At 64.6% G+C, this 12,079-nt stretch carries 7 protein-coding genes; 1 reads left to right on the forward strand and 6 read right to left on the reverse strand.

What is annotated here, in order from left to right; translation table 11 throughout:
• Positions 1-1,123 precede the first annotated feature (1,123 nt).
• The 5 genes from glpX to aspS all read right to left on the reverse strand — a co-directional run bounded on the left by glpX (position 1,124) and on the right by aspS (position 9,030).
• Positions 1,124-2,161, reverse strand: a complete 1,038-nt coding sequence (glpX, locus tag AC50YA_RS15875; RefSeq protein WP_494983204.1) for a class II fructose-bisphosphatase — start codon at positions 2,159-2,161, stop codon at positions 1,124-1,126.
• A 225-nt stretch (positions 2,162-2,386) separates the two neighbouring features.
• Complete coding sequence (gene glpK, locus AC50YA_RS15880; protein ID WP_494983205.1) at positions 2,387-3,904, reverse strand: glycerol kinase GlpK; 1,518 nt, start codon at positions 3,902-3,904, stop codon at positions 2,387-2,389.
• Between the two features lie 47 nt (positions 3,905-3,951).
• Positions 3,952-4,701 (reverse strand): MIP/aquaporin family protein, encoded by a 750-nt coding sequence (locus tag AC50YA_RS15885; RefSeq protein ID WP_494983206.1) that lies wholly within the window; start codon positions 4,699-4,701, stop codon positions 3,952-3,954.
• 164 nt (positions 4,702-4,865) lie between these two features.
• Positions 4,866-6,623, reverse strand: a complete 1,758-nt coding sequence (locus AC50YA_RS15890; protein WP_494983207.1) for a glycerol-3-phosphate dehydrogenase/oxidase — start codon at positions 6,621-6,623, stop codon at positions 4,866-4,868.
• A 619-nt stretch (positions 6,624-7,242) separates the two neighbouring features.
• Entirely contained in the window at positions 7,243-9,030 is a 1,788-nt protein-coding gene (gene aspS, locus AC50YA_RS15895) for an aspartate--tRNA ligase (protein WP_494983208.1), read from the reverse strand.
• Positions 9,031-9,140: 110 nt separating this feature from the next.
• Between aspS and AC50YA_RS15900 the strand changes: the two genes are divergently transcribed.
• On the forward strand, positions 9,141-10,385 hold the full coding sequence (locus AC50YA_RS15900; protein WP_494983209.1) for an APC family permease: 1,245 nt from the start codon (positions 9,141-9,143) through the stop codon (positions 10,383-10,385).
• A gap of 132 nt (positions 10,386-10,517) precedes the next feature.
• On the opposite strand, the gene hisS is transcribed toward AC50YA_RS15900, so the two are convergent.
• Positions 10,518-11,903, reverse strand: coding sequence for a histidine--tRNA ligase (hisS, locus tag AC50YA_RS15905; protein WP_494983210.1), 1,386 nt, complete (start codon positions 11,901-11,903; stop codon positions 10,518-10,520).
• Positions 11,904-12,079 lie beyond the last annotated feature (176 nt).

Here is a 12,079-nt window from a genome sequence, read left to right on the forward strand (position 1 = left end):
CAGAGGCACACGCAGTCGCCGAGCGGAAAATCGATGCGCATTACGATGCGCATTATCTGCACAACCTGCGGGACCCGCTCCGTCTCCGGCGCCAGGTGCCAAACCTGCGGGGCGGAACTCACAGCCGCAACCACCGCATAGGACCATCCGAAATCCCCGGAAAACCTCATCGAGCTCGCCAGTGCCGGCACACCGCGAACGACCGCCGGCTCTGTCGCCCGTCCGCGTGTTGTTCCTGTGTACGGGCAACAACGCTCGGTCCCAGATGGCCGAGGCGACCTTGTAGTGCCTGGGCGGCTCTCGGATCGAAGCCGCCAGCGCCGGTAGTCACCCCAAAGACCTTCACCCCAACGCCGTACGCGTGATGCGTGAGCGTGGCATTGACATTGGTGGCGCTCGCTCCAAGCATCCGGGGAGTTCGTCGAGCAGCGATTCGACCATGTGATCAGCCTTTGTGACCGCGTACGGGAAGCATGCCCGATCCGGCGGCCGAAGGGGCGGCGGACCAAGACAGTTATTTGGCGTTCGTCCGCACAGCGGACGAACTGAACACGCGGGTCGGGGACCAATGCGCGGGAAAGTAGCGCTAGGCCGCTTGGGAGGTTAGCCGCAGTTCAGCCACTGAAGTCGAGTACGAGCCTTCCGTGCACGCCGCCTGCTTCTATCAGCTCATGCGCCGCACGGATCGCGCGGTCAGAGGGCAGCTCCATAGACATGGCCCGGGCGATGATGTGCAGTTTGACGTTGCGTTCCGGCCGCCGTTGGTAGCAGGTCCTGGGACCTCTCCCGGTTGCGCCAGGATTCTCACGTGACGAGGCTGACGGCGAGCGATCCTGCAGTGGAATGACTTGGCGTGGACCGAGATGAATTGCAGGTAACATCTGCGTCGGACTTCACGGCACCAGTCATCGTGTTACACCCGGTTTTGTAGCCTGAGCTGCAGCTGGGCCACCAGCCGTTGATCGGCGTCGTCGATATCGATGCCGGCGAGTCACAAGCCAATCATTTTGTCTACGGTCGCTGCCAGCCCGCCCGCCAGCTCCGCGAAAACTCCGCAATAAGGCACGGAACTCACCAGGCGACGCAGTCCGGTTGGAATGCATCGCCGGGTGAGGTTCAGCGGTTAGCTCTGGCGGGAATAGGATTCCCACTTGTGGGCCTGGTGTTCGCCGTCGACGAAGCGGACGGTGCCTGATTTGGATCGCATCACGATCGACTGGGTCAGCACCTTGTCCTTGGCGTAGCGGACACCGCGGAGGAGGTCGCCGTCGGTGATGCCGGTGGCCGCGAAGTAGCAGTTGTCGCCGGTGACGAGGTCGTCGGTGGAAAGGACCCGGTCCAGGTCATGGCCGGCGTCGATGGCCTTCTGCTTCTCGTCATCGCTGGTGGGCCACAGCCGGCCCTGGATCACGCCGCCGAGCGTCTTGATGGCGCAGGCTGTTACGATGCCTTCCGGCGTTCCGCCGATTCCCATGAGCGCGTCGACCCCGGTACCGGAGCGCGCGGCCGCGATCGCGCCGGCGACGTCGCCGTCCATGATGAACTTGGTTCGGGCACCGGCCTCGCGGATTTCCTCCACCAGCCCGCGGTGGCGGTCGCGGTCCAGGATCATAACGTTCAACTGGTTGACCTTGACGCCCTTGGCCTTGGCGATGAGGTGCAGGTTCTGCTTGACCGGAAGCCGCAGGTCCACGACGTCCGCGGCTTCCGGCCCGGTGACCAGCTTCTCCATGTAGAAGACGGCGGAGGGATCGAACATGGTGCCGCGCTCGGCCACGGCGAGGACGGCGAGGGCGTTGTTGATGCCGAGGGCAGCCAGTCGGGTTCCGTCGATGGGGTCCACGGCGACGTCACATTCGGGGCCGGTGCCGTCACCGATGTGCTCACCGTTGTACAGCATGGGGGCTTCGTCCTTTTCGCCTTCACCGATGACGACGACGCCGTTGAAATGGACGGTGGACAGCAGGGAACGCATGGCGTCCACGGCAGCGCCGTCGGCCTTGTTTTTGTCGCCGAATCCGACCCAGTGGCCACCGGCAATGGCGGCCGCTTCGGTCACGCGGACGAGTTCCAGCGCCAGGTTCCGGTCGGGTTCGTCGTCACCCACAGCCAGCGCCGGGGACAGGGTTGAATAGCGGGTTGATCTGGAAGCGTCAGACATAGCGACTTCATTCTTGAACGGGTAGTGGGGGATGCGTGGCGGTCAGCGTGCGGCGGATCTGTTTTCCGGTGGGGGCGGGGCCGTTGCCGGAAGCCTTGGCAACACTTGAGCGCCCGGCCATCGGGCCGGCTCCGGGCGCGGGGGCGCGCAGGTGGCGGCCCGCAGGCGCCACCTGCACGGAATAGGCTCCCGGCCGCCGCCGCTGTGTGGCGGGGGCGATGGGCCCTACTTCACATCCTCGTCTACCCAGTCCATGGACTTGGTCACGGCCTTTTTCCAGAGCCGGAGCTGGCGGAAACGCTCGGCGTCGTCCATTTTCGGTGTCCAGCGCTTGTCCTCGCCCCAGTTGGCGGTGAGCTCTCCGAGATCTTTCCAGAAGCCGATGGCCAGGCCAGCCGCGTAGGCGGCGCCGAGCGCCGTCGTTTCGACGATTCTGGGCCGTACCACGGCGACTCCGAGGATGTCGGCCTGGAACTGCATGAGGGCCTCGTTGGCGACCATGCCGCCGTCGACCTTCAGCTCGGTCAGTGACACCCCGCTGTCCGCGTTGACGGCCTCCAGCACCTCGCGGGTCTGGAACGCGGTGGCTTCCAGTGCCGCCCGGGCAATGTGGGCCTTGGTGACAAAACGGGTCAGCCCGACCAGGGCGCCCCTGGCATCCGGACGCCAGTAGGGTGCGAAGAGGCCGGAGAATGCCGGTACGAAGTAGGCGCCGCCGTTGTCCGGCACCGACGCGGCCAGGGACTCAACCTCCGGGGCGGAGTCGATCAGGCCCAGGTTGTCCCGCAGCCACTGGATCAGCGATCCGGTGACGGCGATGGATCCTTCCAGCGCGTAGTGCGGCTTCGCATCGCCGAGCTTGTAGCCGAGCGTGGTCAACAGGCCGTTGCTCGAATGAACGATCTCTTCGCCGGTGTTGAAGATGAGGAAGCAGCCGGTGCCGTAGGTGTTTTTGGCCTCGCCCTTGCCGAACGCGGCCTGGCCGAAGGTGGCTGCCTGCTGGTCCCCAAGGATGCCGGCGATGGGAACTCCGCGCAGCAGCTGGGAGTGGTGGACGGTGCCGTAGACCTCGGAAGAGGACCTGATTTCTGGCATCATGGACCTGGGCACGTCAAACGCCTCAAGGATGCTGTTGTCCCATTGCAGTGTTTCCAGGTCCATGAACAGGGTCCGGGACGCGTTGGTGACGTCGGTAATGTGAATGCCGCCGTCGGTGCTGCCGCCGGTCAGGTTCCAGATCACCCAGGAGTCGGTGGTGCCGAAGAGCAGGTCCCCTGCTTCGGCCTTGGCCCGCGCACCCTGGACGTTGTCCAGGATCCATTTGATCTTGGTGCCGGAGAAGTAGGTGGCCAGCGGCAGCCCGACCTGCTTCTTGAAACGGTCCACACCGCCGTATCTGGCCAGCTGATCGACGATGTCCTGGGTGCGTGTATCCTGCCACACGATGGCGTTGTACACCGGACGCCCCGTCGTCTTGTCCCAGACGACGGCGGTCTCGCGCTGGTTGGTGATGCCCACGGTGGCGATGTCGTGGCTGGTCAGGTTTGCCTTGGACAGCGCTGAGCCGATGACCTCGCGGATGTTGTCCCAGATTTCGACGGGGTCGTGTTCGACCCAGCCGGCCTGGGGAAAGATTTGTTCGTGTTCTTTTTGGCCGCTGGAGATGATATTGCCGTTGTGGTCAAAGATGATGGCACGGCTGCTGGTCGTGCCCTGGTCGATTGCGATTACGTACTGCTTCATCATGACTTCCTTGTCTTAGTGAATGACGGTGTTCGGGTGCGCGACGGTTACGGTGCGGCGGTGAATACAATGGGCGCGGCGGCGGCAACGAGGCCGGCCAGTCCTCCGCCGGCCAGGGGACCGACGACGGGAATCCACGAGTAGGACCAGTCGCTTTTGCCCTTGCCCTTGATCGGGAGCAGTGCGTGTGCGATGCGTGGTCCGAGGTCACGGGCCGGGTTGATGGCGTAGCCGGTGGGGCCGCCGAGGGAAACACCGATGCCGACCACCAGCAGGGCCACCGCCAGCGGTCCGAGTCCGGAGGGCGTGCCGCCGAAGGTCAGGATGACGAAGACCAGGACGAAGGTGCCAATGATTTCGGTGATCAGGTTCCACGGGGCGGAGCGGATGGCCGGGCCGGTGGAGAACACCGCCAGTTTGCTGGCTGCCAGGGGCTCCGCGTCGAAGTGCTGCTTGTGCGCCAGCCAGCAGACCACGGCGCCCAGGAAGGCGCCGGTCAGTTCGCCGCCGAAATAGGTGATGGTCGACAGGAAATCGACCGGGATGCCGGGGACGAATTCCTTCTTGCCGTTGAGGATCAGGCCCAGCGTGACGGCCGGGTTGAGGTGGGCGCCGGATTTTGCTGCGATGAACACACCGGCGAAGACGGCGATGCCCCAGCCCCAGGTGACCATGAGAAACCCGCCGTTGTTTCCCTTCGTTCCCTTCAGGGCAACGTTGGCGACGACACCGCAGCCGAGCAGCGTCAGCATCGCGGTGCCGAATATTTCGGACAGGAAGATAATTCCAAGAGACATCTTTGACTCCTCTTATTGTTCTGTTTGTGGCCGGTCTCGGGCGATGACCGGCGGTCGGGGGCGGGCCCTGCGATAGGCGTCGTTCCGCCCCTCCGGTCCCCTGTACTGGTCCGGACCCGCGCCAAAGCAGCGGTCCGGCTTTTAATGCGTGGCCTTGCTGTGAGTCAGGAAATCTGGCTTTGTACCGGGACCCCATGGAAACGCTGCAGCACGTCTTGTGCGTGCGTGATTTCCTGGGCCATCCGGGCCGTATCCCAGCCGAGCGGTCCTGCGAGGGCCTGGGCCAGCTCGGTGAGGAGTTCGGCGGTGACCAGGCCCCGGAAGGCCAGGGACGTGCGCCGGATGAGGACATCGATCAGATGTCCGATCTGCTCGTGCCGGACCATGAACTCGATTTCGCGCAGGCTCAGCTCGCGGGTCGAGCTCAGGACGCGGTCCTCGCCGGCGTTGAGGTACGTGAGGACGTCGGTTGCACGGGTGCCGTAGCGGGTCAGCAGTCCTTCGACGCGTGCGGCGTCCAGATCATCGGACACGTGCTGTGTGATCCAGGCCTGCACATCGGTCTCGGTGGGCGGGAAGTCCGCTCCGCCGCCGATGGGAAGCTTGGCGGTGGAGATGTTCCGTTTGTGACCAAGGATCGCCAGGACATCGTTGGTCACATGCTCGGACAGGGCCCGGAAGGTCGTCCATTTGCCCCCGACAAGACTCAGGACCGGAACGTTGGTGCCGGCGATTTCACGGTCGCGGCGTTCAATGCGGTAATCGCGGGAGACGAACCCGGGGTGCTCGGCTTCATCACGCGGGAGCGGGCGCACCCCGGCGAAGCTGTACACGATGCTCTCCCGGGTGATCGTGATGTCAGGAAAGACGTGTTTGATCAGGTCGAAGAAGTATGTGATCTCCTCGTCGGTGCAGACGGCGTCCTCGTCCATGTCGGCGCGGATGTCCGTGGTGCCGACCAGGACACGGTCTCCCATGGGGTAAATCAGGACGATCCTGCCGTCCGTGTGTTCGAAGAAGATTTCGCTGCCCTGGCAGGCATCGGACAGTGCGGGGTGATCCAGCACGATATGGGATCCCTTGGTCCCTCCCATAAACAGGGAAGGCGAGCCCAGCGCCTCATTGGTCAGGTCGACCCAGGCCCCGGTTGTGTTCACGATCACATCGGCCGTGAAGGAGAACGTCTCCCCCGCGAGTTCGTCACGGAGCTGGACGCCGTCCTCACCGATGCCGGTGACGCTGACGTAATTCGCGGCGCGGGCTGTGCCATTGCCGGAGCCGGCGGCCTTCTGTCCATCCTGGAGGACATCCAGGGTGAGCCGCTCAGGGTTGTGCACGGACGCGTCGAAATAGGTGGCCGTGTATTTCACGCCCGGATTGAGACGGGGAAGTTCCGCCAGCGCCTTGGCGCGTCCCTTGAACTCGTGCCGCGGGACGGTGCCGCCGTCCCGGGAGAACGAGTCATACAGGCTCAGTCCGATTTTGATCAGGAAGGCCCCCCGCTCCTTGGGTGTGCCGTGCTGTTTGTGGGTCAAGAACCGAAGCGGGGCGGCCAGCACGCCGGAAAAGGTGCTGAAGATCGGAATGGTGGTTTTCAGCGGCTTAACATAGTGCGGGGCGAGTCTGAGGAGCCGGTTGCGTTCGGTGACCGATTCCTTGACGAGGCGGAATTCGCCGTTTTCAAGGTAGCGGATCCCGCCGTGGATCATATGAGATGAGGCGCCGCTCGCACCCTGGCAGAAGTCCCCCCGTTCCACCAGGGCCACATCCACGCCCTGCAGCGCCAGGTCCCGGAAAGTGCCGACCCCGTTGATGCCCCCGCCGATGATCAGCACCTTCGCCCGGGGGCGTTCACGCAGACTCTCAACCGCCGTGCGGGAAGAGGCCGGAATGTGGTCACCGGTGGATTCATGCTTGCTCAAAGTTGCTTCCTTGCAGCTTGTTCTTCGCGCCCTGGGGCGCCTTCCTTTTCATTCTTCGAACAAGGCGGGAATATATTCAAGCGTTCTGCACAAACGTGCAAAACCGAGGATGTTGGCCGTTTTCCCCTCCGCGGGGCCGCGGTGGGGGTGTCGCGGCACGGCCGCTGGCCCCGGAAACCGGGGGATTTTTCGGCGCGGCGCGGCTGTATTGCCTGCGGGATCTGAAGCCATCGCCCAGGCACCTGCCGACCTCCCCTCTTGACGGGCTGGACTGATCCGGCTTGAGTTCCGGACGGACATGCACGTTGTCCCTGCGCCGGTCACCCCGTTCCAGCGCATTTCCGTCGTCGCCCGGCACCTGCCGGACCTGGCATCGCCGCAACCCGCTGTCACCACCGATCCGCCCCCAAAAGACGACACCGGTTCTTGCGGTGCGAATTGTCGCAGGACCCGTCAGCGACAGAGCCCGGTCATGTTGCGACGAACTGATGCCGGAAGATGTCGCGAAATCGTTCGTTCGCAAGACATTTCAGGGCATGTTCGAAAAGGCGCCGAAACACCCTTCCGACGCGAAAGGCCCCCTGGTTTCCCGGGGAGCCTTTCGACTGCGGTACTTAGATTACTCGGCCTTTTTGGGCTCTTCCGGTTTCGTTTGGGGCTTGAAGTCCACGCCGGCTTCCTTGCGCTGCTGCGCTGTGATCGGCGCGGGAGCCTGCGTCAGGGGGTCGTAACCGTTGCCGGTCTTCGGGAAGGCAATGACGTCGCGAATGGACTCAACGCCCGCCAGCAGTGCAACCACGCGGTCCCAGCCGAAGGCGATGCCGCCGTGCGGAGGCGCGCCGAACTTGAAGCCTTCCAGCAGGAAGCCGAACTTCGTCTGGGCGTCTTCCCGGTCCAGGCCCATCAGTTCGAACACCCGTTCCTGGACGTCACGCTCGTGGATACGGATGGAGCCGCCGCCGATTTCGTTGCCGTTGCACACGATGTCGTAGGCATAGGACAGGGCTGATTCCGGGTCCTTGTCGAAGCTGTCCATGAACTCGGGCTTGGGCGAGGTGAAGGCGTGGTGGACGGCGGTCCACTTGCCGGCGCCAACAGCCACATCGCCGGACGCCACCGCTGCGGCAGCCGGTTCGAACATGGGGGCGTCAACCACCCAGCAGAAGGCCCAGGCGCTGGGATCGATCAGGCCGGTGCGGTGGCCGATCTCCACGCGGGCAGCACCCAGGAGGGCACGGGCCGCTGACCTATCACCGGCCGCGAAGAAGATGCAGTCGCCCGGCTTGGCACCCACGGCGCCGGCGAGGCCTGCACGCTCGGTTTCCGTCAGGTTCTTGGCAACCGGGCCTGCCAGTTCGCCGTCTTCCTTGAAGAGGACGTATGCCAGGCCCTTGTGGCCGCGCTGCTTGGCGAATTCCTGCCAACCGTCCAGGGTGCGTCGCGGCTGGGAAGCGCCGCCGGGCATCACCACGGCACCGACATACGGAGCCTTGAAGACGCCGAAGTCGGTGTCCTTGAAGAATTCGGTGAGCTCAGTCAGCTCCACACCGAAGCGGAGGTCGGGCTTGTCCGAGCCATAGCGCGCCATGGCGTCTGCGTAGGTGATGCGCTGGATGGGCGTGGGGATCTCGACGTCGATCAGCTTCCACAGCGCCTTGACGATGTTTTCGCCCAGGGCAATGATGTCGTCCTGGTCCACGAAGCTTGCTTCGATGTCCAGCTGGGTGAATTCGGGCTGGCGGTCGGCGCGGAAGTCCTCGTCGCGGTAGCAGCGCGCGATCTGGTAGTACTTCTCGAAGCCACCCACCTGCAGGAGCTGCTTGAAAAGCTGCGGGGACTGCGGCAGCGCATACCAGGAACCCGGCGCCAGGCGGGCGGGGACCACAAAGTCGCGGGCGCCTTCCGGCGTCGAACGCGTCAGCGTGGGCGTCTCGATTTCGACAAAACCGTCCTGGTGGAGCAGTTCGCGGGCAATCCGGTTGGCTTCGGAGCGCAGCCGGAGGTTGCGTGCGGGGCCGGGGCGGCGCAGGTCAAGGTAGCGGTGCTTCAGGCGGGCTTCCTCACCGACCTCCACATGCTCATCGATCTGGAACGGCAGCGGATCGGAGGTGTTGAGGATAACCACCTTGTCAGCCATGACCTCGATGGAGCCGGTGGCCAGGGCGGGGTTCTCGTTGCCCTCGGGGCGCTGGGAGACGATGCCGGTGATCTGCAGGACGTACTCGTTGCGCAGACCGTGGAAGACCTCTTCCTCACGGACCACAACCTGGGCCACGCCGGACGCATCGCGCAGATCCACGAATGCAACACCACCGTGATCACGACGGCGGCCAACCCAGCCAGCCAGGGTTACGGTTTGTCCAATGTGCTCGGAGCGAAGGGATCCGAGGTCATGTGTGCGCAGCACAGCACGCCTTTCTGAAGACGACAGCAGGAAAACAAAAGATAAAAACTGCATAGGATCGTTCCGGGAACAATCCCGTCTGAGTTTACCCGCTGGAAAGGCCCGCCTCCCCCATGCCCGAACACCAGCAGCTTCAACGCAGGCTGGGCGTGTTTGACGCCACGTCCATCGGCCTGGGCTCCATGCTCGGAGCCGGCGTCTTTGTCGTCTTTGCCCCCGCGGCGGGCCTGTCCGGAAATTTCCTGGTCCTCTCTGTCCTGATCGCGGGTGCTGTGGCCTACTGCAACGCAGTGGCCTCCGCAGAGTTGGCCGCACGGTATCCGGCCAGCGGCGGAACGTATGTGTACGGCCGGAAGCGGTTGGGAGAATGGCCCGGTTTTCTGGCTGGCTGGGGATTTGTCAGCGGCAAGACGGCCTCGTGTGCCGCCATGGCCCTGACGTTCGGCCACTACGTGTCGCCGGGCTACGCAGTGCCGGTTGCCATTGCTGCGGTGGTTGCGCTGACCGCTGTGAACCTGTTTGGCATTACCCGCACAGCGCTCCTGACCAGGATCCTGCTGTGTGTTGTCCTGGCCACCCTGGTGTTTGCTGCCGTTGCCGCTGTCGCGGGCCCGCATCCGTCCGGCGGGACGTCCCTTCCTGGTGGTTCCGGCGGAATCGAAGGGGTGCTGCCGGCCGCCGGCCTGATGTTCTTCGCCTTCGCAGGCTACGCGCGCATCGCCACCCTCGGCGAGGAAGTCAAGGACCCGGCCAAGACTATTCCGCGCGCGATCCTGGCTGCCCTCGCCGGCGCCTTCGTCATCTACCTGGTATTGGCGCTGCTGCTCCGAAACCACCTGACCGAAGGCCGGCTGGCCACCACCACGGCCCCGTTGCTGGACGCTGTGCTCAATTCGCAGCTTGCCGCCGGTGCGCCACTGGTGCAGGCCGGCGCGGCAGCCGCGTGCCTGGGCGCGTTGCTGGCGCTCATCACCGGAGTGGGCCGAACAACTTTGGCTATGGCGCGGGAACGCGACCTGCCGGCGCCCTTGGCCCGGGTGGGCGGCAAGCATACGGTGCCGTTCGTGGCAGAACTGGCGGTGGCCGCCGTCGTGATTTTCCTGATCCTGACCACTGACGTGATGACGGTGGTGGGGTTCTCCAGCTTCGGTGTGCTCATCTACTACGCGGTGACGAACGCCGCGGCGTACACCCTTGAGGAGCACCCGTCCCACGGCCCGAGGTGGCTCAATGTGGCCGGCTTCATCAGTTGCCTGCTGCTGGCTTTCACACTGCCGCCCGCCTCGGTGTTGGGGATGGCCGCCGTCCTGGCCGTCGGCGCGGCCGGCAGGTTCGTGGTGCTTCGGCTGCGCCGCTAGCGCCGCGTCAGCCGTAAGTTACGCCGTCGTGGGGCACTTTGGGGCACCAAAACTAGGGAAACAGACCTAGAGTGCGGCGAGTCCGGGTCAAAGTACCCCGTTCAGGCTTCCGCTGGGCCCCATAGCCGCGCGTCAGGCCGGCTGGGCTGCTGCAGCTGGCGCCTGGACTGTTGTGACCTGGACCTTAAGGTCTTCCGACGGCGGCGCCCAGGTAGCGGGATCGGCGTCGGCCTGCTCGCCGGACCGGATGTCCTTGACCTGGTGCTTGCCGTCGTCGTCGGTGAACCAGACGAACGGGATGCCGCGGCGGTCCGCGAATTTGATCTGCTTGCCGAACTTCTCGGCTTTGGCGGCCACTTCGGTGGCGATGCCCCGGCTGCGGAGCTGGGCAGCGACGTCCTGTGCTGCACCCCAGCTGTCGTCAGTGCTGAGCGCCACGAGCACGGCAGTGGGGACCGACCGTGAGGCCTTGGCCAGGTCCTGGCTCAGGATGCGCGACACCAGCCGGGTCACACCGATGGAGAGGCCGACGCCGGGGAACTTGCGGTTGCCTTTACTCGCCAAGGCATCGTAGCGGCCGCCGGAGCAGATAGAACCGAGCTGTTCGTGGCCCACCAGGACCGTCTCCACCACCGTGCCGGTGTAGTAGTCCAGGCCGCGGGCGATGCTGAGATCGGCAATGACCTTGCCCGGCGCGCGCTGCACGGCGGCTTCGATCACCTGTTCCAGCTCATTCAGGCCCTCCTCAAGGAGGTCATTCGTCACGCCGAGCGCGCGGACCTGGGCCACAAACGAGGTGTCCTCGGTGCGGATTCCTGCCAGCTTCAGCGCTGCCTGCGCTTGGTCATCGGAGGCGCCCAGTTCGGTCTTGAGCAGTTCTGCGACCTTGGCTGCGCCGATTTTTTCCAGCTTGTCGATGCTGCGGAGCACGCCGGCGGTGTCGTCCAGGCCAATGCCGCGGTAGAAGCCCTCGGCAAGCTTGCGGTTGTTGATCCGCAGGCGGAAGTCCGGAATCGGCAGTGCGCTCAGGGCTTCGGCAATGACCAGGGCTATCTCCACGTCATAGCGGAACGGCAGCTCCCCGTCGCCCACCACGTCGATGTCTGCCTGGGTAAATTCGCGCGCCCGGCCTTCCTGCGGGCGTTCCCCGCGCCAGACTTTCTGGATCTGGTACCGCCGGAACGGGAACGCGAGGTACCCGGCGTTCTCGACGACGTAACGCGCAAAAGGCACCGTGAGGTCGAAGTGGAGCGCGAGGGCGTTGCGGTCAGCTTTGCCGGCCTTACCCGCGTCGGAGGTGTCGCCGTCGTCGTCCTGAAGGCGGCTGAGGCCGTAGACCTCCTTATCAATCTCACCCTTGCGCAGCAGCTGGCTCACGGTTTCCACGGCACGGGTCTCGATGGATGCGAAGCCGTGCAGCTCAAAAACCTTGCGAAGGGTGTCCAGCACGTGCAGCTCCACCAGCCGCTCCTCGGGAAGCCACTCAGGGAATCCGGACAGGGAGGCGGTGCGTGCCATGGTGGATGTTCTCCTCTTGATGAAGGGTGCCTGGGACTTTGCCCGGTATTCCACCCGAAACGGGCGGGGAACGGCGGCAGTCCGGCAACTCATGCATAAACTATGTGCGGCAGTCAGTTTATGCGTCATCCGCCGGCATCTCTAATACGGCGGCCGGCAGCGCAGAAGGCTGCCGG

Source organism: Pseudarthrobacter sp. RHLT3-21 (assembly GCF_059383495.1).

What these genes read in the sequence shown, in the direction of transcription:
- glpX (WP_494983204.1), bottom strand. Translation starts at nt 2,161, where the DNA reads ATGTCTGACGCTTCCAGATCAACCCGCTATTCAACCCTGTCCCCGGCG.
- glpK (WP_494983205.1), bottom strand. Translation starts at nt 3,904, where the DNA reads ATGAAGCAGTACGTAATCGCAATCGACCAGGGCACGACCAGCAGCCGT.
- AC50YA_RS15885 (WP_494983206.1), bottom strand. Translation starts at nt 4,701, where the DNA reads ATGTCTCTTGGAATTATCTTCCTGTCCGAAATATTCGGCACCGCGATG.
- AC50YA_RS15900 (WP_494983209.1), top strand. Translation starts at nt 9,141, where the DNA reads ATGCCCGAACACCAGCAGCTTCAACGCAGGCTGGGCGTGTTTGACGCC.
- hisS (WP_494983210.1), bottom strand. Translation starts at nt 11,903, where the DNA reads ATGGCACGCACCGCCTCCCTGTCCGGATTCCCTGAGTGGCTTCCCGAG.